Source organism: Saccharopolyspora sp. NPDC050389 (assembly GCF_040655595.1).
Classification (GTDB): Bacteria; Actinomycetota; Actinomycetes; order Mycobacteriales; family Pseudonocardiaceae; genus Saccharopolyspora.
Window position 1 is genome coordinate 51,818 of the sequence record NZ_JBFAKG010000049.1, and the last position, 24,156, is coordinate 75,973.

The following is a 24,156-nucleotide window of genomic DNA, read 5'->3' on the forward strand; positions in this document are numbered from 1 at the left end:
CGCGACGCACACCGGGCAGCGGGCGGGCCTGCCGATGAGAATCGGGCACCGGATCGGTCTCTCCCACCAGGACAGCCTTCCAAGGAGTCACGAATGACCGACCTGCCCGACCTCAGGCCTGCCGCCGAGCAGCTGGCGACCCTGCTGGAGCACGTTGCCGACGAGCAGCTCACCGCGCCGACGCCGTGCACCGAGTACACCCTCGGCGACCTGATCGACCACGTAAGCGGGCTGTCGCTGGCGTTCACCGCGGCAGCCGCGAAGGACTTCTCGCTGACCGGCGGAGGACCGTCCGGAGACGCCGCCCGGCTGCCCGGCGACTGGCGAACCCGCATCCCGGCCCAACTGGCCGCGCTGGCCGAAGCGTGGCGCGAGCCGGCGGCTTGGGACGGCATGACGCAGGCCGGTGGCATCCAGCTGCCCGGCCCCGTCGCGGGCGCGGTCGCGATGAACGAGCTGGTGGTGCACGGCTGGGACATCGCGAAGGCCACCGGGCAGCAGTTCCGGTGCGACGCCGCGTCGCAGGCGGCCACCCTGGAGTTCGTGTCCATGGCCGCCGCCGAGGAACGCAGCTCCGACAGCCCGTTCGGCCCGCCCGTCGAGGTCACCCCCGACGCGACGCCGTTGGACAAGCTCGTCAGCCTCACCGGCCGCAACCCGGCCTGGCAGCCATGAGAAACCCGTGAGCACTTTCGGTTGCTACTACAGAGCCTGTTTCCAAACTCGTTCTGCATAGCGGTGCGGGTGGCGGAACCTCAGAGGCCTTCTCGCTGTGGGATCCCCGACATCATGAATGCCAATTCACCACGTCGGGGCTGTCCTCGCGAGAAGACCTCTGAGAACCCGCGGCGGTGCAAGCTGCGAGGGTGGGCTAAGCGGCTGCGCCGCTTCAAATACAAAACGCCCGCGTTACCACATCCGCACGTCACCACATCCAAAACAGCCTCTATAGCGACAGAAAGTGCTCACGAGTCTTCGGGCTCAGCGGCCCCAGACCGGGTTTCCCCACTCGGTCTGCTCGCGGAGTCGGCGTTTGAGCAGCTTCCCTCCCGGGTTGCGGGGCAGCGGGTCGGTGCGCACCGCGAAGTACTGCGGCACCTTGAAGTCGGCGAGGCGATCAGCCAGGTAGGCCAGCGCCGCCTGCGGGTCGAACTCGCCGCCCAGCGGCGGTACCACCACCGCGCCGACCTTCTCCCCCATCACGTCGTCCGGCACGCCGACGACCGCCACGTCGGCGACGCCGGGCGCCCCGGCCAGCGCGTTCTCCACCTCGACCGAGTACACGTTCTCGCCGCCCCGGTTGATCATGTCCTTGGCGCGGTCGACGACGCGGACCAGACCGTGCTCGTCGATGCGCGCCAGGTCTCCGGTGTGCAGCCAGCCGTCGACGAAGGCGTTCGCGGTCGCCTCCGGCTTGTTCCAGTACCCGGCCACGATGTTCGGGCCGCGGATGAGCAGCTCGCCGACGCCGCTTTCCGGGTCCGGCGCGTCCACCGCCAGATCCACCACGGGCGCGGCGAACCCGACGGAGTCGGCGTGCTCGGCGGCCCACTCGTGCGGCAGGAACGTCGCGATCGACGACGTCTCGGTCAGGCCGAACCCGTTGCCCACCCTGGCCCGGGGGAAGCCCGCCTTGATCCGCTCTACCAGTGCCGGGGCGATCGGCGCGCCACCGTAGTTGACCTGGGTGACCGCGCTGACATCCAGGTCCGCGAAGTTCGGCTGCGCCAACGCCAGCGCGTAGATCGCGGGCACCGTTATGAGGGTGTTGATCCGCTCCTCGACGAGGGCGCGCAGGAACCGCTGCGCCTGGAAGTCCGGCAGCACGACGGTGGTGCCGCCGAGGGCGAGTTGCACGAGCAGCTGGGTGTTGCAGCCGGTCACGTGGAACAGCGGCACCGACACCAGGTTGCGCTGCCGCGGGCCGTCGGCCCGGTCCGTGCCCATCACCCGGAGCGCGGTCTCCACATTGGACAGGAAGTTCTCGTGGGTCGTCATCGCCCCCTTCGGGAAACCGGTGGTGCCGCTGGTGTAGAAGATCGCCGCGAGATCGTCCGGCGACAGGTCATCGACCGCGCAGGACGGGCCGTCGGGCAGCGGATCGCCGGGCCGCAGCACGTGCTTCGCGCCGGAGTCGGTCAGCACGTAGTCGATCTCGGGCGCGGCGAACCGGATGTTCACCGGCACCGCGACCGCCCCCGCCAGCTGCGTGCCCAGGAATCCCAGCACCCACCCCACCCCGGCGGGCAGCAGGCTCGCGACCCGGTCGCCCCGGCCGATCCCGGCCGCGCGCAACCCGCCGGCGACCCGCGCCGCCCGGTCCCACAACTGCCGGTAGGTGAGCCGCTCGCCGTCGACCTCGACGAGCGCCTCGTTGTCCGGGAAGCGTTCCGCCGTGGACCGGAGCATGGTCACCAACGACGAGGAAAGGCCGGTGTAGTGCGCGATTCCGCGACTGTCGCGCCGGATTCCGGAGGTGTCGAACGGAGCGGCACCGCGCGGATGCGGTTCGATCGGCATCCCGCTCACTCCTCCCCGGCCACGTCGTGCCGGGGATTGCCGACCAGCGTCGTCTCGTACCTCGGTGCTTTGCCCAGATCGCCGGGATCTACCGGTCCGCGAACGGTTTCCACCGAACCCATCGGTGCCTCCTCGCCACGCTGCGACAGACCCGCTCACCCTCGCCTTGCGAACAAGCGAGGTCAAGGCGTCCGAAAGCGGCAAAGATCCGACCGGATCCGCGCCGCGGGAGCCCGGTCAGGGAATCCGGAAGCCGTAAGGGAGCTCGAGGCGGTGCGCGGCCAGCAGCTCCGCGTCGGACAGCAGTTCCGCGGTGGGACCGTCGGCGACCACCGCGCCGTCGTCGATCAGCACGCTGCGCGGGCACAGCTGCAGCGCGTACGGCAGGTCGTGGGTGACCATGAGCATCGTGCCGCCCCAGGCCAACAGCACCTCGGCGAGTTCGCGCCGAGCCACCGGTTCGAGGTTCGACGACGGCTCGTCCAGCACCAGCAGCTCCGGCCGGCACGCGAGCACCGTGGCCAGCGCGACCCGCTTGCGCTGACCGCCGGAGAGGTGCAGCGGAGAGCGATCCGCGTGCTCGACCATGCCCACCGCGTCGAGTGCCGACCGGACGCGCTCGGCCAGCGCCTCGCCGCGCACCCCGAAGTTCGCCGGGCCGAACGCGACGTCCTCGCGCACCGTCGGCATGAACAGCTGGTCGTCGGGATCCTGGAACACCAACCCGACGCGGCGGCGGATCTCCTTCAGATTCCGCGAATCCACCGCCAATCCACCGACGTCGATGCGCCCCGACTCGGCGCTCAGCACGCCGTTGAGGTGCAGCGTCATGGTGGTCTTGCCGGCGCCGTTGGGGCCGAGCACGGCGACCCGCTCCCCGCGCTCGACGCGCAGGTCCACGCCGCTGAGCGCGCGGTGGCCGTCCGGATAGCGGAACGCCAGCCCGGACACCTCCAGCGCCGGCGCGGACGGCGACTCGGCGGTGGTCTCCGGCGAGGGTTCGGTCAGGCGGTCCACAAGGCCACTCCCAGCACGACGGCGGCGACGGCCGGTGGCGCCATGCCCAGCCACCACGCCGCCGATGATGTCCGGCGCGACTCGCCCAACTCGGGCATCGCGCCACTCCAGCCCCGCGACACCATCGCCAGGTGCACGCGTTCGCCCCGCTCGTAAGAGCGGATGAACAGGCTCCCGACCCCGCGCGCGGTCGCGCCGAGCTGCCACAGGAACCGCGGATCGTGACCGCGGCAGATGCGCGCGACCCGCATCCTCTTGGCCTCGGCGACGATCACCTCGGCGTAGCGCAGCATCAGCGTGATGATGGTGATCAGCAGCCGGGGCGCGCGCAGCCGTTGCAGCCCGACCACCAGCTCCCGGGGCGCGGTCGTGGCGGCCAGCAGCAGCGACGTTGCCAACCCGAGCGTGCCCTTGACCAGGATGTTCCAGCCCGCCAGCAAGCCTTCGACGGACAGTGCCAGGCCCGCCACCTCGGTGGTCGCGCCGCCCGCGGTGAACGGCAGCACCAGGGCGAGCACCACGAACGGCACCTCGATCAGCAGGCGGCCGGCCAGCCAGCGCGGCGGAATCCGGGCCATCAGCGCCAGCCCGAACAGCAGCGCGGCGTATCCGCCGAACGCCCAGAACACCTCGCGCGGCGTCGCCACCACGCACAGCACCACCAGGAAAGCCGCGACGATCTTGACCTCGGGCGCCGACCGGTGCAGGGCCGAATCGCCGGGCAGGTGCAGCGCGCTGGCGTGGCCGGCGCCCACCGCTACTCGCCCCCGGTCCGGCGGCGCAGGCCCCAGAACAAGCCGCCGGCGGCGCCGAGCGTGACCACCGCGCCGATCACGCCGGCCACACCGGTCCAGCGGTCATCGCCGCCGACGGTGTAATCCGCCAGCGGGCCGCCGGAGAACGCGTGGTCCTGGGCGTGCTGCGCGATGCACCGACCTTCCAACTGCTCACCCTGCTCGGTCTCGACCACGGTGCAGCCGCGCTGCGTCACCGCGTCCAGCCCGTCCGGGTCGGAATCCGCGAAGTAGGCCACGCCGCCCGCGACGACGAGGATGAACAGGCCGAAGGCCAGCAGGAAACGCCGGCGCGGGACGCTCATCGCACGTTCTCCTTCGTCCGCTTTCCGACGCGCAGCAGGTGGACCAGGTCCGGTCTGGCGGCCGCGACGGCACCCACCGTGGCCGCCGTGATCACGCCCTCGCCGATGCCGATCAGGCAGTGCACCCCGACCACCGCGATCGAGGCCGTGCCGAGGCCGAAACCGGCCGCGCCGCCCACCGCGTATTCGAGGATGAAGCCGCCGGAGGCGGCGACGGTGTTCACCCAGGCCGCGACGAAGGCGGTCACCAGCAGCCCGGCCCGGCTTCGCCGCGCGAAGCGGCGCAGCGCGAGCGCGACGAGGTAGCCGACGGCGGTGCCGATCAGCGCCATGTTGGTGATGTTCGCGCCCAGCATGGTCAGCCCGCCGTCGGCGAACAACAGCGCCTGCACCACCAGCACGATCGCCACGCACAGCGCGCCGACCCACGGCCCGGCCAGGATCGCCGCCAGCGCCCCGCCGAGCAGGTGCCCGCTGACGCCGGGCAGCACCGGAAAGTTGATCATCTGCGCGGCGAAGACGAACGCGGCGACCAACCCCGCCATCGGCGCCGTGCGGTCGTCCAGGTCGGCCCGCGCCTTGGCCAGCGCGACCGCCAGCCCGGCTATCGCCACGGCCGCGAACAGCAACGCCGTCTGCGCGTTGAGCAACCCGTCGCTCATGTGCATCGCGAGCGTGGTGGTCGGCACGACGCGCTCCCTCCTGGCCGGAACAGCTGCGCATCGAGAGTAGTTGCGGCAATACCGCAATCACCAGTACCTGGCAGGAGGCCTAGATCGCAGTTGGGCGAGAAAAAACCGCCGTCCCGGGCATAACACCCAGAACGACGGTTCGAGTCCGTTCGGTCAGTCTCGGACGGCCAGCGCCAGTTCGCCGTTGGTGTCCCGCTCGGCGTCCAGCACCTTGTCGCCGAGCAGCGCCGCGACCTGCGACTCGAGGAACACCCGCACCCCGGACTCCTCGATCACCTCGTCACCCGCCTGCGGTTCGGCGGCGATCGACGCCTGCAGTCCTTCACCCGCCGGCGCAATGCGCAGGCCGGAACCTTCCGGAGAGTCGCCACCGACGAGGACAAGCTTGATGACCTCTGCGGCGCTCTCACTGATGGTGAGCATATTGCTCAACCCCTTCTCGGAGCCGGTCAGCTGAAGGGGCCACCGTGTCATCAGCCGCCGCCGCTACGCAAACCGAGCCGTCCCCGGCGTGTCACCGGCCCCGAACGCCACGACGCCCCCGGCCGCAACAGCGGTCCGGGGGCGTCGTCGACGGATCACGCCTCGTAGGCGTCCAGGGGCGGGCAGGAGCAGACCAGGTTGCGGTCGCCGCGGGCGCCGTCGATTCGGCGCACCGGCGGCCACACCTTCGGCACGTCGGTGCCCAGCGGGTAGGCCGCCTCCTCGCGGGAGTAGGCGTGGTCCCAGTCCTTCGCCAGCGACTGCGCCGTGTGCGGGGCGCCCACCAGCGGGTTGTCGTCGGCCGGCCACTGCCCGGCGACGACCTTGTCGATCTCCGCCCGGATCGCGATCATGGCCTCGCAGAAACGGTCCAGCTCCGCCAGGTTCTCGCTCTCCGTCGGCTCGACCATCAGGGTGCCGGCCACCGGGAACGACATCGTCGGCGCGTGGATGCCGTAGTCGGCCAGCCGCTTGGCGATGTCGTCGACGGTGATGCCGCTGGTCTTGCTGATCTGCCGCAGGTCGAGGATGCACTCGTGCGCGACGAAGCCGCCCTTGCCGGTGTAGAGCACCGGGAAGTAGTTGTTGAGGCGGCGGGCGACGTAGTTGGCGGCCGCGACCGCGGTCAGCGTCGCCCGGCGCAGGCCGTCGGCGCCCATCATCCGCACGTACGCCCAGGAGATCGGCAGGATCGAGGCGCTGCCCCACGGGGCGGCGCTGATCGGGCCGACGCCGGTCGCCGGTCCGGCGGCGGGCTGCATCGGGTGGTTCGGCAGGAACGGCGCCAGGTGCTCGCGCACGCCGATCGGGCCGACGCCCGGGCCGCCGCCGCCGTGCGGGATGCAGAACGTCTTGTGCAGGTTCAGGTGCGAGACGTCGGAGCCGAACTTGCCCATCCGCGCCAGGCCGATCAGGGCGTTCAGGTTCGCGCCGTCGACGTAGACCTGGCCGCCCGCGTCGTGCACCAGCCCGCACACCTCGCGCACGGTGTCCTCGTACACGCCGTGCGTGGACGGGTAGGTGATCATGATCGCAGCGAGGTCGTCGGCGTGCTCGGCGACCAGCTCGCGCAGGTGCTCCAGCTCGATGTTGCCGGCCTCGTCGCAGCGCACCACGATCACCCGCATCCCGGCCATGACGGCGCTGGCGGCGTTGGTGCCGTGCGCGCTCGCCGGGATCAGGCACACGTCCCGGTCCGCGGCACCACGGCTGCGGTGGTAGGCGCGGATCGCCAGCAGGCCGGCGAATTCGCCCTGGCTACCGGCGTTGGGCTGCAGGCTCACCGCGTCGTAGCCGGTGACCTCGGCCAGCCAGGTCTCCAGGTCCTTGACGATCGACAGCAGCCCCTCGGCGTCCTGCGCGGGCGCGAACGGGTGCAGCGAGCCGAACTCGGGCCAGGTGATGGGCTCCATCTCGGCCGTCGCGTTGAGCTTCATCGTGCACGAGCCCAGCGGGATCATGCTGCGGTCCAGCGCGATGTCCTTGTCCGACAGCCGCCGCAGGTAACGCAGCAGCGAGGTCTCGGAGCGGTGGGTGTGGAACACCGGGTGGGTCAGGTACTCAGAGGTGCGCTCCAGCGCCGCGGGCAGCGCGTCCGGCGTCTCGATGTCGAGCTCGTCGACGTCGGTGCCGGCGATCCCGAACGCCTGCCACACCGCAGTCAGGTGCGCCCGCGTGGTGGTCTCGTCGCAGCTGATGCCGACGTGGTCGGCGTCCACCCGACGGAGGTTGATGCCGCCCCGGCGGGCCGTGGCGACGATGTCGTCGGCCTTGCCCGGCACCTTCGCGACGATCGTGTCGAAGAACTCCCGGTGCGGCACCTCGATCCCGCCGCGGCGCAGCTGCTCGGCGAGCACCGCCGCCATCCGGTGCGCGCGGGTCGCGATCGACCGCAGCCCGGCCGGGCCGTGGTACACCGCGTACATCGACGCCACTACGGCCAGCAGAACCTGCGCGGTGCAGATGTTGCTGGTGGCCTTCTCGCGGCGGATGTGCTGTTCACGGGTCTGCAGCGCCAGCCGGTAGGCCGGGTTGCCGTCGGCGTCGACGCTCACGCCGACCAGCCGCCCCGGCAGCTGCCGCTCGAGCCCCTTGGCCACGGCCATGAATCCGGCGTGCGGGCCGCCGAAGCCCATCGGCACGCCGAACCGCTGCGTGCTGCCGACCACCACGTCCGCACCGATCTCGCCGGGCGAGCGCAACAGCGTCAGCGCCAGCAGGTCGGCAGCGACGACGGCCTTCGCGCCGCGCCGGTGCACCTCGGCGATGATCTCCTCGTGGTCCCGCACCGCGCCGGAAGCGCCCGGGTAGGACAGCAGCACGCCGAAGAACTCGCCTTCCGGCAACGCCTGCGCGCCCGCGGAGAGGTCGGCGACGACGACCTCGATGCCCAGCGGCTCCGCGCGGGTCTCGATCACCGCGATGGTCTGCGGCAGCGTGTCGGCGTCCACCACGAACCGCGGCGATTTCGCCCGGCCCGCGCGGCGCACCAGCGTCATGCCCTCGGCCGCCGCCGTGGACTCGTCGAGCATCGACGAGTTCGCCACCGGCACCCCGGCCAGGTCGGCGACCATCGTCTGGAAGTTCAGCAGCGCTTCGAGCCGGCCCTGCGAGATCTCCGGCTGGTACGGCGTGTAGGCCGTGTACCAGGCGGGGCTCTCCAGCACGTTGCGCAGGATCACCGGCGGCGTGACCGTGCCGTAGTAGCCGAGCCCGATCATCTCGGTGTGCGGGCGACAGCGGCGCGCCAGCTCGCGCAGCTCGGCCAGCGCCTCGGACTCGGTGGCCGGCTCTGGCAGCGCCAGCTGCAGGTCGCCTTCCCTGATCGTGTCCGGCACGGCGTTCTGCCCCAGCTCCTCCAGCGAGCCGACGCCGATCACGTCGAGCATGCGGGCCAGCTCGGCCGGCATCGGGCCGACGTGCCGGTCGGCGAACGGCGTGCCGTGCTCCAGGGCGGCCAGGGGGATGCGGTCGTGGGTCACGTCGGTCATCGCCAAACCTCAATCGTCGCGGCGGCAAAGGGCGGCAGGCAGCCGGAACTGCCCTGCTCTCCCCCTCTGTCACTGTCCGCGAAGCGAACGCCTGAGAGCTTCACCCGGGAACCGGGCTTGCACCGTCGGCGGGGTGCACCACGACTGTGGTGCGCCCTCTTTCCAGAGGTATCTCGCCCGTGCGGTCCAGGTGGCCTGAGAGGTTGTCGGGGAGGGTTGCTCCTTCGGCGCCGACCGCGGCCGAGGCCGGGCCGGACTCTCCCGCACGGGGTCGGCGATGTGCCGCAGCTTACCCGATCAGGGGGCCCTAACGGACCAGCGATGTCACCGGCCGCACACCACCCGACCGGACCAGTCGGCTCAGCCGGTCTCGGCCTGCCGGTCGCGCCGGCGGCGGGACAGCTCGTCGTCCACCGGCACCAGCTCGGCGCCGTCGGCCCGCTCGGCCGGGAAGTCGTGGATCGTGCCGCTGATCTCGCGCATCGCACCGCTGACGGCGATGCCGAACACCCCTTGGCCACCCTGCAACAGGTCGACCACCTCCTCGGCAGAGGTGCACTCGTAGACCGTCGTCCCGTCGCTGAACAGCGTCAGCTTGGCCAGGTCCTGCACGCCCCGGTTGCGCAAGTGCTCCACTGCGACCCGGATGTTGTGCAGCGACACCCCGGTGTCCAGCAGTCGCTTGACCACCTTGAGCACCAGGATGTCCTTGAACGAGTACAGCCGCTGCGAGCCGGAGCCGGCGGCACCGCGGATGGACGGGCCGACCAGCTTGGTGCGCGCCCAGTAGTCCAACTGGCGGTAGGTGATGCCGGCGATCTGGCAGGCGGCCGGGCCCCGGTAGCCGACCAGTTCGTCCGGCAGCGAGGCGTCGGGGAACAGCTCGCCCTGCTCCACGGCAGCATCCCGGTTGGACGCTTCCTCGACCACGCCTGCCTCCCCTCGTCCGGCACGAAGCCGACGACGATCACCAGCTCCCGGACCATCGCGATCCGGGGCCGCGAACACCGCCCAGCGGCCGAATCACACCGGGGCAATTCGCGTAAGTTCGACGGTATGCCTGCCCCGCGGGGAGGTCAACGCGACGCGCGGGGCACCCGGACGACCCGGCCCCCGCCTGCTCGCGCAGACGGGGGCCGGGCTGTCTCGTCGGTCGATCGGCGGGCTCAGGTGTCGGCGCCGCGGAAGTCCTCCGGGGAGACGGAGTCCAGGAACTCGCGGAACTTCTCCACCTCGTCCTCCTGCTCGTCCGGGATGATCAGCCCCGCCTCGTCCAGCACCGACTCGTCGGCGTGGATGGGCACCCCGATGCGCAGCGCCAGCGCCACCGAGTCGCTCGGCCGCGCGGAGACCCGCACATCCCCGTCGAACACCAGCTCGGCGAAGAAGGTGCCGTCCTGCAGGTCGGTGATCCGCACCTGTTCCAGGTCGCGCCCGAGGGCGCCGATGACGTCCTTCAGCAGGTCGTGGGTAAGGGGTCTCTGCGGCCGCACACCCTGCTGCTCCAGCGCGATGGCGGTCGCCTCGACCGAGCCGATCCAGATCGGCAGGTAACGCTCGCCGTGCGCTTCGCGCAACAGCAGAATCGGCTGGTTTGCTGGTAGTTCAACTCGCACGCCGACGACGCGCATCTCGCTGCTCATCGTCACATCGCCTCCTCCAGCGCGCCGAAGCGTGACATCCCCGTCGAGGATCGCGCACCGACGCCTCCGACGCTACCCGCGTTGCGGCGGACACGCCCATCCCTTTAGCGGTCTGGTCGACCACCGAATCCGCGGCCTTCTTGCCGGTGCATCTGGCCCGAACCGCTGGCTGAGCTCGTCTTCGAGCATTACCAGCACGATACACCGCCAACCCGCCCGCCGGACCGGCGGAAAGAGGACCGCTACAACGTGGAAACCGGTTGCGACGGCGGGAAATTCCCCGCTCGGGAACTCAGTTGATCTCGGCTGCGCAGTACCTTCACGCGCCAGCGGGGCGACGCCACTTCGGCGCCGCCCCGCTGGCGGATGGACTATTCGGTCCCTGGGCCACCCTCAGCGGGAGCCCGGCCCCCCGTCGATCGGACCGGTCAGGAACACCAGCCGGAACTTCCCGATCTGCACCTCGTCACCGTTGGCGAGCACCGAGGTGTCGACTGGCTCCCGGTTGACGTAGGTGCCGTTGAGGCTGCCGACGTCGACGACCACGAAGTCGTTGCCTTCGCGCCGGAACTCGGCGTGCCGGCGGGAAACCGTGACGTCGTCGAGGAAGATGTCGCTGTCCGGGTGCCGTCCCGCGCTGGTGGTCTCCCGGTCCAGCAGGAATCGCGACCCCGCGTTGGGGCCGCGCTTGACCACCAGCAGGGCGGACCCTGCGGGCAGCGCATCGACCCCGGATGCGGCGGCGGGCTCCGGGGACGCACTCTCGGTGCTTTCCGGCTCCGAGAGGAAGGGCCTGAAGACCGAGGTGGTCTCCGGTGACTGCTCCGGCGGAACGTCGCCGTGGCCGGGGAATTGGCTCACCTGAGCTCTCCTCTACGCGGATAGATCGTGCCAAGTATGTGCCCAACGTACCGTGCAGGTACAGGCACGAGACGCGGGACTCCCGACATCTTCCTCGCAGACCCTGACAGGCCGACGATCTTGCCTGGTCGGATCAGGTTTCGGTCAGCTTCTGGTAGGCCTCGGCGTCGAGCAGACCGTCCAGCTGCGCCGAGTCGGCGAGCTTGAGCTCGACCATCCAGCCGCCGCCCAGCGGGGCCGAATTGACCAGCTCCGGCTCGTCCTCCAGCTGCTCGTTGCGGGCCACCACCTCGCCGGTCACCGGCGCGTAGATCTCCGAGACGCTCTTGGTCGACTCCACCTCGCCCATCGACTCGCCGGCGGTGACCTGCTGGCCGAGGTCCGGCAGCTGCACGAACACCACGTCGCCCAGCTGCTGCTGGGCGTAGTCGGTGATCCCGATGCGCACCTTGTCGTCAGCCGTGCGCTGAATCCACTCGTGCTCTTCGGTGTACTTGATCTCGTCCGGGGCCGCCACGTGGTCCCGCCTTCCTCGTCCGCTGGTGCTGTGGATCACCGTTCACGGAGGTTCGCGTGATCGGCTCGGCGAGCGTATTCACCACGCGGCACAGGCCGCAAGGCGACCCTCCAGCCGGCGCGACGCGAAAGGGCGCCTCCCGCCAACCGACTTTGGCAAGAGGCGCCCTTCGGGACGTCTGGACGGCTCTCAGGCCGGTCTGGCGCGGTCCTGGTGGACCGCCGCCACCACCTGGCCGAGGTAGAGGACGCCGGCCCACAGGTAGAGCGCACCGCCCCAGCAGGTGAAGGCGTAGGCGATCGGGCGCACCACGTCGGAGAACGGGAAGTCCTCCTGCACCAGCAGCAACAGCGGGAACGCGTACATCAGGCAGAACGTCGCGGCCTTGCCGAGGTAGTGCACGTCGGGCGGTTCGTAGCCGTGCCAACGCAGCACCGGCAGGCAGAGCGTCAGCACCACGTCGCGGATGACCAGCGCGGCGGCGACCCACCAGGGCACCACGTCGCGCAGCACGAACGCCACCAGGGTCGCGACTATGTAGAGGCGGTCGGCGGCGGGATCGAGGAGCTCGCCGATGCGGCTGTACTGGTTGAGCCAGCGGGCGAGCTTGCCGTCGAGCCAGTCGGTGATGCCGCTGATCACCAGCACCAGCAGGGCGAGCAGATCGGCCTTCGGGCCCAGCAGCAGCCAGAGGAAGACAGCCACGCCGGCCAGCCGGATCACGCTGAGCAGGTTCGGCAGTGTCCACCATGGATCGGCCCACACGCCGGCGGCGGCCTCCCGTATCCGGGCGATGCCGGGATCGGGTCTCCCCGCCGCGGGCTCCTGGCCCGCCGGACCGGGATTCATCCCGCGATCCCCGCTCGTGGTGTTCTCCGTGGTGCGCTCAGCATCCTGCACCACGAGCCTCCCCTGAATGGTTGTGCGTCCTGCCCCGCTTCGGACGCACCTCGTGCATCCCGACCAGATCAGGGTCTCACATTCCTCGCACAACACACTTGGCGGCCAGGCTCCCGCGAAGCCGGTCGATCGGGCTGCTCCGCGTGGCGGGAGCCGTCGGCCACCGGGTGCGGCTACGCCTGCGTACGGCTCCAGCCGCGACGGAGGAGGTCCGCATCGGTGAGGAACCGGGCCCGGCCGCGGTCGTCGACGCCCGCCCAACGGGCCCCGGTGGAGCCTTCAAGGACGTAGGAATGGCCGCCGCTCCACACCACGCTGCACGGCGCGGTGGGCAGTTCGGTGGCCGAAGGGCTGCGGACGGGTTCGACCCGGGTGGCAGCGGCGGTCTGGGCGGCGGATACCTGTGAAGGCAGGGCCGGTTCCGTGCTCATCGTTGTAGCACCTCCGATTCGGTTGTCGGCGAGATGTGCCGTGGTGTTAGCCCGATCATCGACTTCGGCTTGATTGTGTTCGGCCGAGCACGCTGTGTCGCGCCGATCCACCCGCTCAGCGCCAAACGGACACGTTGTGTCGCCGAATTGCATCCGGGTATCCGAGCGGTGCTCAGCGCGGCCGAAGTCCGGGCCGCCGTTCGTCCGATCGGCCGTGTTTCGGTTGTGACAAAAGCGTTTCGCGCATCGCTACCGGTGGCCCTGGCGCTACGCCGAGTTGTGCGGTAGGACGACAGGCGACGTCGCGGAGGATGCGGGAGGAACGTGGTCATGGGTGCCTATGCCGAGGCCTACCGGCGGAGTTCGGCCGATCCGGAGGGCTTCTGGCTCGACGCGGCGGCCGCGATCGAGTGGGAGCAGGCACCTACTCGGGCCTTGGACGCCACCGCGGACCCGTTCTTCCGGTGGTTCCCCGACGGGGAGCTCAACACCTGCTTCAACGCGCTGGACCGGCACGTGCGCGACGGGCGCGGCGAGCAGCCAGCGCTGATCTGGGATTCGGCGATGACCGGCGAGGTGCGCCGCTGGACGTACCAGGAGCTGCTGGACCGGGTCGCGCTGTTCGCCGGGGCGCTGCGGGCGCAGGGCGCCGAGCCGGGCGATCGCGTCGTGATCTACATGCCGATGATCTCCGAGGCCGTCGTCGCGATGCTGGCCTGCGCGCGCATCGGCGCGGTGCATTCGGTGGTCTTCGGCGGCTTCGCGCCGAAGGAGCTGGCGGCGCGCATCGACGACGCCCGGCCGACGGTGATCGTCGCCGCGTCGTGCGGCCTGGAGCCGAACCGGATCGTCGAGTACAAGCCGATCGTCGACGAAGCGCTGCGGGCGGCCGAGCACCAGCCGAAGCGGGTGATCGTGTTCCAGCGCGAGCAGGCCCGCGCCGAGCTCGGGCCGCGCGACGTCGACTGGCACGACGCGCTGGCGCAGGCCGAACCGGCGGGCTGCGTGCCGGTGAAGGCCACCGATCCGCTGTACGTCCTCTACACCTCGGGCACCACCGGGCGCCCGAAGGGCGTGGTGCGCGACAACGGCGGACACGCGGTCGCGCTGCGCTGGTCGATGGCCAACATCTACGACATCGGGCCGGGCGACGTCTTCTGGACCGCCTCGGACGTCGGCTGGGTGGTCGGCCACTCCTACATCGTCTACGCGCCACTGCTGACCGGGGCGACCACTGTGGTCTACGAGGGCAAGCCGGTGGGCACGCCGGACGCGGGCGCGTTCTGGCGGGTCATCGCCGAGCACCGGGTCAAGGCGTTGTTCACCGCGCCGACCGCGTTCCGGGCGATCAAGCGGGTGGACCCGAACGCCGAGCTGCTGGCCGACCACGACATCACGAGCCTGCAGGCGCTGTTCCTGGCCGGCGAGCGGCTGGACCCGGAGACCTACCACTGGGCGTCGAAGCAGCTCGGCGTGCCGGTGATCGACCACTGGTGGCAGACCGAGACGGGCTGGCCGATCTGCGCGAACCTGCGCGGGCTGGAGCCGATGCCGGTCAAGCCGGGTTCGCCGACCGTGCCGGTGCCCGGCTACGACGTGACGGTCCTGGACCAGGCCGGGAACCCGCTGCCGCCGGAGACCGACGGCGCGATCTGCCTGAAGCTGCCGCTGCCGCCGGGCACGCTGCCGACGCTTTGGGGCGACGACGAGCGGTTCCGCGAGTCGTACCTGTCGCGCTATCCCGGCTACTACCTCACCGGTGACAACGGCTACGTCGACGCCGACGGCTACGTGTTCGTGATGGGCCGCACCGACGACGTGATCAACGTCGCAGGGCACCGGTTGTCGACCGGGTCGATGGAGGCGGTGCTCGCGGCGCACCCGGCGGTCGCCGAGTGCGCGGTGATCGGCGTGCGCGACTCGCTCAAGGGCCAGGTGCCGCGCGGGTTCGTGGTGCTGAAGTCCGGTGTGGACATCACCGAGGAGACGCTGCGGGACGAGCTGGTCGCGGCGGTGCGGGCGCAGATCGGGCCGGTGGCGGCGTTCCGGGACGTCTCGGTGGTGGACGGGCTGCCCAAGACCCGTTCCGGGAAGATCCTGCGGAAGTCGATGCGCGAGATCGCCGACACCGGCGACACCAGGGTGCCTTCCACCATCGAGGACCCGGCGGTGCTGGACAAGCTGCGCTCCTCGCTGCGCGGCGAGGAGTAGGCGCGGCGCCTCACCCGCCCTGCCGGCTCCGCGCGACCTCCTCCAGCGCTTGGAGGACGGCGGCGATCGCGGGTTGCGCACGGCTGCCCCGGCGCACGCAGGTGAGGACGCTGCGCGACGGGGCGGGCTTGTCCCGCAACGGAATTCGCACCACGTGGTGGTCCGGCGAGATGGTGGCGAGCCTGGGCAGCAGGCAGATGCCGAGCCCGTGCGAGACCAGGGTCAGCACCGAGTTCCACTCGGCCGCCTCGTGCGCCACGCGCGGGGCGAAGCCGGCCGCCGCGCACGCGACCTCGATCAGCTGGAACTGGTCGTGGTGCGGCGCGATCCAGGTCTCGTGCGCGGTCTCGGCCAACCGCACGGAGTCGCGCTCGGCGAACGCGTGGGCCGCGGGCACGACCAGGTCCTGCGGGTCGTCGAGCAGGACCCGCTGGTCGAATCGCGGATCGTCCAGCGGCGGGGTACCGGGGACGGGCAGGATCGCGATGTCGGCCTGCTCGGCCAGCAGGAGTCGCAGGCTGTCGTCGATGTCCGTCTCCCGCAGCCGCACCTCCAGCCGCGGGTGGGAGTCGCGGATCCGGGCGGCGGCGGGCGCCAGCAGCGAGCCGAAGCTGGTCGCGAAGCCTCCCACCCGGACCTGTCCGACCGCGCCGCCGGAGTGCGCGGCCAGGTCGGCGCGGGTCCGCTCCCATTCGGCCGCGATCGCATCGGCGTGCTCCAGCACGATGTGCGCGGCGGGCGTGAGCCGGACCCGACGGCCTTCTGGCTGCAGCAGATCGGCACCGATCTCCCGGGAGAGCAGCCGGAGTTGCTGGGAGACGGCCGAGGGCGTCAGGTAGAGCGCCCGCGCGGTCGCGGTCACCGTGCCTTCTTCGCGGAGCACCCGGAGGACCTGGAGTCGGCGCAGGTCGATCATGTAGGTGATTCTTCACAGTGCGCGGCAGAAATGCGAGATGGACCTGAACGGGCGGTGCGTCCCAGGCTTCAGTCGTGAAGACTTCGACCCCGCCGCAGCGTTCCGCTACCGGCGTGCCGCCGTTCCTGCTCGTGCTGGGGGCTGTGGTCAGCGTCCAGTTCGGGCAGGCCTTCGGGAAGCAGCTGTTCTCCGCTGCGGGGCCGCTCGGGGTCGCGGCGTTGCGACTGTCGCTGGCGGCCGCGGTGCTGCTGGTCCTGTGGCGCCCGCGGATCCCGCCGGATTGGCGCTCGCGGGGACTGATCGTCGCGTTCGGCGCGGCGATCGCGACGATGAACGTCATCTACCTCGCGCTGCCGCACCTCCCGGTGGGAGCCGCCAGCACGCTTCAGCTGCTCGGCCCGCTCTCCGTGGCGCTCCTGGGCTCCCGACGGCCGCGCGACGTGCTGTGGGCCGCGCTGGCGGCGCTGGGCGTTTTCCTGTTCTGCGGCCCGATCGGCGCGCCGCTACCGGCCATCGGCGTCGGTCTCGCCCTCGTGTCGGCAGCCGGCATGGGCAGCTACCTCCTGCTGAGCCACCGCGTCGGCGGGCTCAGCAGCGACGGCTCGCCGCTGGCGCTGGCCGTCGCGTGCGCCGCCGTCATCGCGCTGCCGTTCGGCATCGTCGAGTCCGGGACGGCGTTGCTCTCCCCTGCTGTTCTGCTGGCCGGGCTGGGCGTCGCCGTGCTGTCGGCGGTCGTGCCCTATTCGCTGGAACTGGCCGCGCTGCGCCGGATTCCGCCCAGGGTCGTCGGCGTGCTGCAAAGCCTGGAGCCCGCGGCCGGCGCCGCGGCGGGCCTGCTGCTGCTGGCCGAGCTGCTGACTCCGACCCAGGTCATCGCGCTCGGTTGCGTCACCGCGGCGTCGATCGGAGCGGTGCTCACCCGGGCTCGTTGAGGCGGGTGACCGTTCGGCATGCCCGATACGCCCAGTTGGAGGCTGCCGGTTCCAAATTTGGTCTATACCTTTATGGGGCCGTTCCCCGATCATGGAGCGAGACACATGACCAGACCGCCCCTACCGACGGTGCGCAAAGCAGCGCTCGCCGTCGTGGCGGGTGCGCTGCTCGCCGGTGGGCTCGTAGCTCCCGCCGGCGGCGCACCAGCCGTGGAGAATCCCGCGATGGAAAACATCATCCCCGTACCCGAGTCGGTGCAGCCGGACCCCGGCGCCACCTTCGAACTCACCGAGCAGACCTCGATCGAGGCCGCCGGCGACACCGCCGAGGTCGGCGAGTACCTGGCCGGAATCCTGCGCCCGGCCACCGGTTTCCCGGTTCCGGTCAACCAGGGCTCCGGCGGGATTTCGCTGGCGCTGGACGGATCCCCCGAGCTCGGCCCGGCCGGGTACCGCCTACAGGTGGCCGACGACAACATCGGCCTCCACGCGAGCAGCCCCGAAGGCCTGTTCAACGGCGTGCAGACGCTCCGCCAGCTGCTGCCCGCCGCGATCGAGAGCCCGACCGAGCAGCCCGGGCCGTGGGCCGTGCCCGGCGGCGAGATCGTCGACAAGCCGAGGTTCGAGCACCGGGCCACGATGCTCGACGTCGCGCGGCACTTCTTCACCGTGGACCAGGTCAAGCTCTACATCGACCAGATCGCCCGCTACAAGATCAACTGGCTGCACCTGCACCTGACCGACGACCAGGGCTGGCGGATCCAGATCAACAGCTGGCCGCGGCTGACCGAGCACGGCGGCAGCACCGAGGTCGGCGGCGGCCCGGGCGGCTACTACACGCAGGAGGACTACGCGGAGATCGTCGAGTACGCGGCGTCCCGGCACATCACCGTCGTGCCCGAGATCGACATGCCCGGGCACACCAACGCCGCGCTGTCCTCCTACGCCGAGCTCAACTGCGACGGCGTCGCGCCGCCGCTGTACACCGGCATCGAGGTGGGCTTCAGCTCGTTCTGCGTCGACAAGGACATCACGTACCGGTTCGTCGAGGACGTCATCCGCGAGGTCGCGGCGATCACTCCAGGGCCGTACCTGCACATCGGCGGCGACGAGGCGCATTCGACCACCGACGAGGACTACAAGCAGTTCTTCGAGCGGGTGATCCCGCTGCCCGCCAAGTACGGCAAGACCGCGCTGGGCTGGCACGAGTACGGCAAGGGCGCGCCCGAGGGCGACGCGGTGCTGCAGTACTGGGGCACCACCGACGCCGATCCACTGCTCAACGATGCGGTCGCCCGGGGCAACAAGATCCTGGCCTCCCCGGCGAACAAGTCCTACTTGGACCACAAGTACGACGAGAACACCGAGCTGGGCCTGCACTGGGCCGGCTACATCGAGGTCGCCGACGCCTACGGCTGGGATCCGGGCAGCTACCTGAAGGGCGTGCCGGAGGAGTCGATCCTCGGCGTGGAGGCTCCGCTGTGGTCGGAAACCCTGGAGAACTCCGACCACATCGAGTTCATGGCCTTCCCGCGGCTGCCGGCCATCGCCGAGCTCGGCTGGTCCCCCAAGTCCGCCCAGGACTGGGAGTCCTTCCGCCAGCGGCTGGCCACCCACGGCCCGCGCATGACGGCATCCGGCATCGACTACTACCGCTCACCCCAAGTCCCCTGGCAGGACTGAAAGGCTGTTTCCAAACTCGTTTTGCGTAGCGGTGCGGGTGGCGGAACCTCAGACGCCGTCTGGACTGTGGGAGCCCCGACTTACGTATGACCAATACGCGGCATCGGGGCTGTCCTCGCCAAGAACCCCGGCGGGGTGGGCGCTGTCTGAGAACCCGCAGCGGTGCGAGTTGCGTAGGTGGGCTAAGCGGCTGCGCCGCTTCAAAGGACAAAGCCCGCTCTTCCACACCCGACTGCAACTGTTCCAGAACAGCCTCTGATCGTTCGAACGAATGAGGGACGCCTACCACCGGAAGGCGTCCCTCGTTCGTCACTCCCCTGCCGGGAGCTTGGGTTCCAGGACCGCCCACCACTCCGCCAGGGTCGGGCGTTCGGCGAGGTCGGCGAAGGTGATCTGGACACCGAGGCGCCGCCACTTCTCCACCAGCGTCATGATCCGCACCGAGTCCAGGCCCCAGTCGATGAGGTTCTCCTCGTCGGTCAGCTCCGCCGGGTCCTCGTACAGCAGCTCGGCGACCTGCGCCCGCACGTCTTCCAGCGTCAACTTCTGCGACATTCCCACGTTCTCCCCGAAAATTCGTCAGGCCACTTCGGACTCGCGCAGCACCAGCGACCGCGCCAGCTCCCGCGAAGTGTCCACCACCGCGCAACGCTTGGCGGCGTAATCCAGCGCCATCCGGTGCTCCGCCAGCGAGAAGTCCGCGACCGCGTCGGCGGCCAGGAACGCCTGGACGTCCTGCTGGAACGCCTCCGCCGCCGTCATCAGGCAGCCGATGTGAGCGTAGATGCCGGTGATGATCAGCTGGTCGCGGTTCCAGTCGCGCAGCAGCTCGCGGAGCTCGGTGCGCTGGAACGCGCTGTAGCGCCACTTGGTCAGCTGCACGTCGCCGGCGCCGGGCGCCAGCTCGTCGATGATCGCTTCCTGCGCCGGATCGGCGACTCCTGCGCCCCACCACTCCAGCTGCAGCCCGCGCTGTTCCGGCGTCTGGCCGCCGGGCTGCGCGCAGTACACCACCGGCACGCCCGCCGCGCGGGCGCGCTCGCGCAGCATGCGGATGTTCGGCACCACCACGTTGAGCGGTTCGCTGTTGCGCGGATAGGCGTTGACGAAGTGCCGCTCCATGTCGTGGATCAGCAGCACCGCGCGATCCGGCTCGGGCCGCCAGGCCACCCGGTTCTCGGGCAGCTCGTCCTGCTGCGGCACGCGGTACGGTGCGATGGCCGGAAGTGCCACCGGTCCTCCCTGTCTGTCGTGGTTTGCGGGCACGCGCAGGTCACGTCCGGCGCCGCAGTTCCGGGACCAGCTCGCGGGAGATCGCCTCCCGCAGGTCGCGCTTGCTGACCTTGCCGACCCCGGTCTGCGGGAACTCCTGGACGAACTCGACCCGGTCCGGCACCTTGTACGCGGCCAGGCCGCGCTCGCGCACGAACTTGATCAGCTCCCGCGCCTTCGGCGGGGTGCCGCGCGGCACGACGAACGCGCAGCTGCGCTCGCCGAGGTAGTCGTCGGGCATCGACACCACTGCGGCGTCGTGCACCGCCGGGTGCGCCAGGAGGTGGTTCTCCACCTCTTCCGCGGCGATCTTCTCGCCGCCGCGGTTGATCTGGTCCTTCGCGCGGCCTTCGACGACGACGTTGCCCGCCGGCGTGAGCCGCACGACGTCGCCGGTGCGGTAGAAGCCGTCCGCGGTGAACGCCCGCGCGTTGTGCTCCTCGGCCCGGTAGTAGCCGCGGATGGTGTAGGGCCCGCGGGTGAGCAGGTGCCCGGTTTCTCCTGGTGCCACCGGGTTGTCCTCATCGTCGACGACGAGCACCTCGTCGTCCGGCGAGATCGGGCGGCCCTGCGTGCCGAGGATGACGTCTTCCGGGTCGTCGAGGCGGGTGTAGTTGACCAGGCCCTCGGCCATGCCGAACACCTGCTGCAGGGTGGCGCCGAGCACCGGCCGCACCCGCCGCGCGACCTCCTCGCTGCACTTGGCCCCGCCCACCTGCAGCACTTCCAGGCTGGACAGGTCGTGCTCGGTGTTCGCGGCGGCGTCCAGCCACACCAGTGCCAGCGGCGGCACGGCCGCGATGAGCGTGACGCGTTCCCGCTCGATCAGCGGGAACACCTCGTCCGGGCTGGGCCGGCGGGCCAGCACCACGGTGCCGCCGGCGTGCAGCACGCCGAACGTGCCGGGCGAGCTCATCGGGAAGTTGTGCGCGATCGGCAGCGCCCCGAGGTAGACCGTGTCGGCGGTGACGCCGCAGATCTCGTTGCTGGCGCGGAAGGAGTAGATGTAGTCGTCGTGGGTGCGCGGGATCAGCTTCGGCACGCCGGTGCTGCCGCCGGAGAGCTGCAGGAAGGCTATGTCGCCGGGCCGCGGGCCGGCGAGCTCCGCCGGTTCGGCGTCCACATCGGACAGCGCACGGAACTCGCCGGGCTCGCCCGCGATCAGCACGCACAGGTCCGGGAGTTTGGCGACGACCTCCGCAGCGAGCTTCCGGTGGTCGAACCCGGCCTCGACGTCGACCGTGATGTAGGCGGCGGCCTCGCTGAACTCGCAGAAGTAGGAGACCTCGGTCAGCCGGTGCGAGGGCAGCGCGAACACCGGGATCGCGCCGAGCCGGAACAGCGCGAAGCACACGTCGAAGAACTCGGCGATGTTCGGCAACTGCACCACGACCCGGTCGCCAGCGCCGATGCCGAGCTCGCGGAGCCCGGCCGCGAGGCGGTCGGCGCGGACGTCGAGGTCCCGGTAGGAGACGCGGCGGTCGCCGTCGACGACGGCGGTGCGGTCGGGGTGTTCGGCGGCGCGGTCGCGCAGCAGCTGCCCGAAGGTGTAGCCGCGCCAGTGGCCGGCGGCCCGGTAGCGCTGCGCGAACTCCTCCGGCCAGGTGGGGCAGCCGGGTAGCGATGCGGTCATGTTCTCCCCTCAGACGACCTGGTCCAGGCCCATCGCGGACAGTGCGGTGCGGAACTTCGCGGAGGTCTCGGCGAGTTCGTCGGCCGGGTCGGAACCCGCGACGATGCCCGCGCCCGCGTACAACCGCATCGAGTCGTCCTCGATGTCGGCGCAGCGGATGGCGACCACCCACTCGCCGTCGCCGGCGGCGTCGCACCAGCCGACCATGCCCGCGTAGTAGCCGCGCTCGAACGGCTCGGTTTCGGCGATGACCTCGCGGGCGCGCTGCAGCGGGGTGCCGCACACCGCGGGCGTGGGGTGCAGCGCGTCGGCCAGTTCCAGCGAAGAGGTCGCCGGGTCGCGGAGCTCGCCGGTGATCTCGGTGGCCAGGTGCCACATGGCGGCGGTGCTGATCACCGACGGCGCGGGCACCTGCAGGTCGCGGCAGAACGGGCGCAGCGCCTGCACGACCGCGTCGACGACGGCGGCGTGCTCGCGATGATCCTTGTCCGAAGTAGACAGTTCGGCGGCGCGGCGCCGGTCCTCGACCGGATCGGTGCTGCGCGGCCGCGAACCGGCCATCGGGTTCGACCGCACCCGCATGCCGCGGCGGGAAACCAGCAGTTCCGGGCTGGCTCCGAGGAAGGTGCGCCGCAGCGGCGGCGGCGTGCCGAAGCTGTCCCGGGTGCCGTCCTCGCCGTGCCGCGGCAGGTCCACCGCGAAGGTGTAGCTCGCGGGGTCGGCCAGCGCGAGGTTGCGCAGCACGCTGCGGACGTCGATCGACTCACCGGCGGTCAGCTCCAGGGAACGCGCGAGGACCACCTTGCTCAGCTCGTCGTCGGCCAGCCGCTTCAGCACCCGGCTGACGCCGCGCTCGTACTCGGCGGGCGCGGGCACCGGGCGGACGGAGCAGTCCGGCGCGCCGCTGCGCGGCGGCTGCGGCACCACGACGTTCAACGGGGCGGCGCGAACCACCTCGTCGGGCAGCACCAGGTGCGCGGGCAGGCTCTCGCCGAACGGCACGGCGCCCACCACCATCGGGTTGCGGCGACCGAATTCCGTTGCGCTGTTGAGGAAATCCGACACCCGTCGGGGCAGTTCCTCGCGCGCGCACTGCGTCTTGGGAACGATCGCGGACACGCCGCGGGCTAAAAGCACGCCGTGCGGCGCGGAGAAGAGGAACGACGAACCCGCCTCGTAAGCCGCCAGCAACCGGGTCGCCTCGTCGTCCGCGACGAGGCCGATGCTGTCGGTTTCGCTGTCCATCGTGGTCATGGCAACCTTCCGGGGTTTGCGGCGGGCGTGGTCAGGCGCGCAGGGTCGCGCCGCCGTCGACGTACAGGTCGTGCATCGTGATGTGCCCGGCCTGGTCGGAGGCCAGGAAGACGACTGCGTCGGCGATGTCTTCGGGGGTGGCGAGCTTGCGCAGCGGGATACCCGCCTTGAACGCCTCCGGGGAGCCGGCGATGACGCGTTCGGCGCCGCGCTCGTCGGCCCACATCCCGCGCTGCATCTCGGTGTCGGTCGACCCGGGCGCGACGACGTTGCACCGGATCCCGAACTCGGCGAGTTCCAGCCCGAGCGACTTGGTGAACAGCGTCGCCGCGGCCTTGGAAGCGGCGTAAGCGGACATCCCGTGCCGAGGCACGCCGGCGGCGTTCGAGCTGACCGTGACGATGGCGCCGCGCCGCCGGTCGATCATGTGCTTGGACACCGCGCGGGACAGGTTGAACACGCCGGTGGTGTTGACCGCGAAGGTGCGGTGCCAGTCCTCGTCGGTGAGCTCCTGCACGGTGCCGACCTGCAGGACGCCCGCGACATTGGCGAGGACGTCGACGGGGCCGTGCGTGCGCTCGACGCGCTCCACGACATCGTTGACGGCGGCGGCGTCCGCGACGTCAGCGCGGTAGGCGTGGACCTCGTGGCCCCGGCCGGTCAGCTCGGCGGCCACGGCTTCGGCCTGCTCTCCGTTTCGGTCCACGGCCGCGACCGTGGCGCCGAGCTCGGCGAGCGCGGTGGTCACCGCCGCCCCGATGCCCTGGCCCGCGCCTGTCACGATGGCGACCTTGCCGCCGATCCCCGTCCGGTTCATCGCGCCCTTCTGTCTAACTCAGGCAAGCCTAACCTTTGTCAGGCGAGCCTGAGTTTAGAACACGGACGTGGCTGGATCTTCCCTCCATCGAGGTGGCATTGATCACCGAGCGCAATCTGCCGCGCCACGAATGCGCCGGACCCCTAACCCGGGTGCTCTAGTGGCTGTTTTGGATGTGGTGACATGCGGGTGTGGTAACGCGGGCGTTTTGTCTTTGAAGCGGCGCAGCCGCTTAGCCCACCTACGCAACCGGCACCGCCGCGGGTTCTCAGAGGTCTTCTCGCG

Annotated in this window: 23 protein-coding genes and 1 riboswitch; of the genes, 4 read left to right on the top strand and 19 right to left on the bottom strand. The window is 70.8% G+C overall.

The window, feature by feature from the left end; genetic code table 11:
* Positions 1-93: 93 nt before the first annotated feature.
* Complete coding sequence (locus AB0I53_RS28700) at positions 94-675, top strand: TIGR03086 family metal-binding protein (RefSeq protein WP_358609470.1); 582 nt, start codon at positions 94-96, stop codon at positions 673-675.
* A gap of 306 nt (positions 676-981) precedes the next feature.
* Here AB0I53_RS28700 and AB0I53_RS28705 read toward each other — a convergent pair whose 3' ends face one another.
* The 13 genes from AB0I53_RS28705 to AB0I53_RS28765 all read right to left on the bottom strand — a co-directional run bounded on the left by AB0I53_RS28705 (position 982) and on the right by AB0I53_RS28765 (position 13,153).
* Complete coding sequence (locus AB0I53_RS28705) at positions 982-2,520, bottom strand: AMP-binding protein (RefSeq protein ID WP_358609473.1); 1,539 nt, start codon at positions 2,518-2,520, stop codon at positions 982-984.
* A 237-nt stretch (positions 2,521-2,757) separates the two neighbouring features.
* Entirely contained in the window at positions 2,758-3,537 is a 780-nt protein-coding gene (locus AB0I53_RS28710; protein WP_358609476.1) for an ABC transporter ATP-binding protein, read from the bottom strand.
* The gene (cbiQ, locus tag AB0I53_RS28715; RefSeq protein WP_358609479.1) at positions 3,525-4,292 is read right to left on the bottom strand and encodes a cobalt ECF transporter T component CbiQ; all 768 of its coding nucleotides are present in this window, start codon (positions 4,290-4,292) and stop codon (positions 3,525-3,527) included. Before cbiQ ends, AB0I53_RS28710 begins: the two co-directional genes overlap by 13 nt.
* A 2-nt stretch (positions 4,293-4,294) precedes the next feature.
* Entirely contained in the window at positions 4,295-4,636 is a 342-nt protein-coding gene (locus AB0I53_RS28720; RefSeq protein ID WP_358609482.1) for a PDGLE domain-containing protein, read from the bottom strand.
* Positions 4,633-5,304, bottom strand: coding sequence for an energy-coupling factor ABC transporter permease (locus AB0I53_RS28725; RefSeq protein ID WP_358609531.1), 672 nt, complete (start codon positions 5,302-5,304; stop codon positions 4,633-4,635). The genes AB0I53_RS28720 and AB0I53_RS28725 overlap by 4 nt, the downstream gene beginning before the upstream one ends.
* A 177-nt stretch (positions 5,305-5,481) precedes the next feature.
* Complete coding sequence (locus AB0I53_RS28730; protein WP_358609485.1) at positions 5,482-5,751, bottom strand: HesB/YadR/YfhF-family protein; 270 nt, start codon at positions 5,749-5,751, stop codon at positions 5,482-5,484.
* Positions 5,752-5,906: 155 nt separating this feature from the next.
* On the bottom strand, positions 5,907-8,801 hold the full coding sequence (gcvP, locus tag AB0I53_RS28735) for an aminomethyl-transferring glycine dehydrogenase (RefSeq protein ID WP_358609488.1): 2,895 nt from the start codon (positions 8,799-8,801) through the stop codon (positions 5,907-5,909).
* A 172-nt stretch (positions 8,802-8,973) separates the two neighbouring features.
* A riboswitch (glycine riboswitch) is annotated at positions 8,974-9,075 on the bottom strand.
* A gap of 86 nt (positions 9,076-9,161) precedes the next feature.
* Positions 9,162-9,731 (bottom strand): MerR family transcriptional regulator, encoded by a 570-nt coding sequence (locus tag AB0I53_RS28740; RefSeq protein WP_358609491.1) that lies wholly within the window; start codon positions 9,729-9,731, stop codon positions 9,162-9,164.
* A 236-nt stretch (positions 9,732-9,967) separates the two neighbouring features.
* Entirely contained in the window at positions 9,968-10,444 is a 477-nt protein-coding gene (locus AB0I53_RS28745) for a bifunctional nuclease family protein (protein WP_029534961.1), read from the bottom strand.
* A 393-nt stretch (positions 10,445-10,837) separates the two neighbouring features.
* Positions 10,838-11,305, bottom strand: a complete 468-nt coding sequence (gene garA / locus AB0I53_RS28750; protein WP_358609494.1) for a glycogen accumulation regulator GarA — start codon at positions 11,303-11,305, stop codon at positions 10,838-10,840.
* Positions 11,306-11,438: 133 nt separating this feature from the next.
* Positions 11,439-11,822: a glycine cleavage system protein GcvH gene (gcvH, locus tag AB0I53_RS28755; RefSeq protein ID WP_358609497.1), complete on the bottom strand. Its 384-nt coding sequence runs from the start codon at positions 11,820-11,822 to the stop codon at positions 11,439-11,441.
* Positions 11,823-12,011: 189 nt separating this feature from the next.
* Positions 12,012-12,725, bottom strand: coding sequence for a CDP-alcohol phosphatidyltransferase family protein (locus tag AB0I53_RS28760; RefSeq protein ID WP_358609500.1), 714 nt, complete (start codon positions 12,723-12,725; stop codon positions 12,012-12,014).
* A gap of 170 nt (positions 12,726-12,895) precedes the next feature.
* The gene (locus tag AB0I53_RS28765) at positions 12,896-13,153 is read right to left on the bottom strand and encodes a hypothetical protein (protein ID WP_358609503.1); all 258 of its coding nucleotides are present in this window, start codon (positions 13,151-13,153) and stop codon (positions 12,896-12,898) included.
* A gap of 330 nt (positions 13,154-13,483) precedes the next feature.
* Here AB0I53_RS28765 and AB0I53_RS28770 point away from each other — a divergent pair, with 330 nt between their 5' ends.
* A complete protein-coding gene (locus AB0I53_RS28770; RefSeq protein WP_358609505.1) occupies positions 13,484-15,364 on the top strand; it encodes a propionyl-CoA synthetase in 1,881 nt (626 codons plus the stop codon).
* A gap of 10 nt (positions 15,365-15,374) precedes the next feature.
* Here AB0I53_RS28770 and AB0I53_RS28775 read toward each other — a convergent pair whose 3' ends face one another.
* On the bottom strand, positions 15,375-16,280 hold the full coding sequence (locus AB0I53_RS28775; protein WP_358609508.1) for a LysR family transcriptional regulator: 906 nt from the start codon (positions 16,278-16,280) through the stop codon (positions 15,375-15,377).
* A 74-nt stretch (positions 16,281-16,354) separates the two neighbouring features.
* Here AB0I53_RS28775 and AB0I53_RS28780 point away from each other — a divergent pair, with 74 nt between their 5' ends.
* The gene (locus tag AB0I53_RS28780; protein ID WP_358609511.1) at positions 16,355-17,212 is read left to right on the top strand and encodes an EamA family transporter; all 858 of its coding nucleotides are present in this window, start codon (positions 16,355-16,357) and stop codon (positions 17,210-17,212) included.
* A 105-nt stretch (positions 17,213-17,317) separates the two neighbouring features.
* On the top strand, positions 17,318-18,895 hold the full coding sequence (locus AB0I53_RS28785) for a beta-N-acetylhexosaminidase (RefSeq protein ID WP_358609514.1): 1,578 nt from the start codon (positions 17,318-17,320) through the stop codon (positions 18,893-18,895).
* Between the two features lie 309 nt (positions 18,896-19,204).
* On the opposite strand, the gene AB0I53_RS28790 is transcribed toward AB0I53_RS28785, so the two are convergent.
* From AB0I53_RS28790 to AB0I53_RS28810, 5 genes are read right to left on the bottom strand one after another with little or no spacing between them, the layout of a single operon-like run.
* Complete coding sequence (locus AB0I53_RS28790; protein WP_358609517.1) at positions 19,205-19,450, bottom strand: phosphopantetheine-binding protein; 246 nt, start codon at positions 19,448-19,450, stop codon at positions 19,205-19,207.
* Between the two features lie 24 nt (positions 19,451-19,474).
* The gene (locus tag AB0I53_RS28795; RefSeq protein WP_358609519.1) at positions 19,475-20,128 is read right to left on the bottom strand and encodes an isochorismatase family protein; all 654 of its coding nucleotides are present in this window, start codon (positions 20,126-20,128) and stop codon (positions 19,475-19,477) included.
* Between the two features lie 40 nt (positions 20,129-20,168).
* Complete coding sequence (locus AB0I53_RS28800) at positions 20,169-21,800, bottom strand: (2,3-dihydroxybenzoyl)adenylate synthase (protein ID WP_358609522.1); 1,632 nt, start codon at positions 21,798-21,800, stop codon at positions 20,169-20,171.
* Positions 21,801-21,809: 9 nt separating this feature from the next.
* Positions 21,810-23,054 (bottom strand): isochorismate synthase DhbC, encoded by a 1,245-nt coding sequence (dhbC, locus tag AB0I53_RS28805; protein WP_358609525.1) that lies wholly within the window; start codon positions 23,052-23,054, stop codon positions 21,810-21,812.
* Positions 23,055-23,085: 31 nt separating this feature from the next.
* Positions 23,086-23,871 carry a 2,3-dihydro-2,3-dihydroxybenzoate dehydrogenase gene (locus tag AB0I53_RS28810; RefSeq protein WP_358609528.1) on the bottom strand — a complete coding sequence of 262 codons (786 nt, stop codon included), beginning with the start codon at positions 23,869-23,871 and terminating at the stop codon, positions 23,086-23,088.
* Positions 23,872-24,156: the final 285 nt, after the last annotated feature.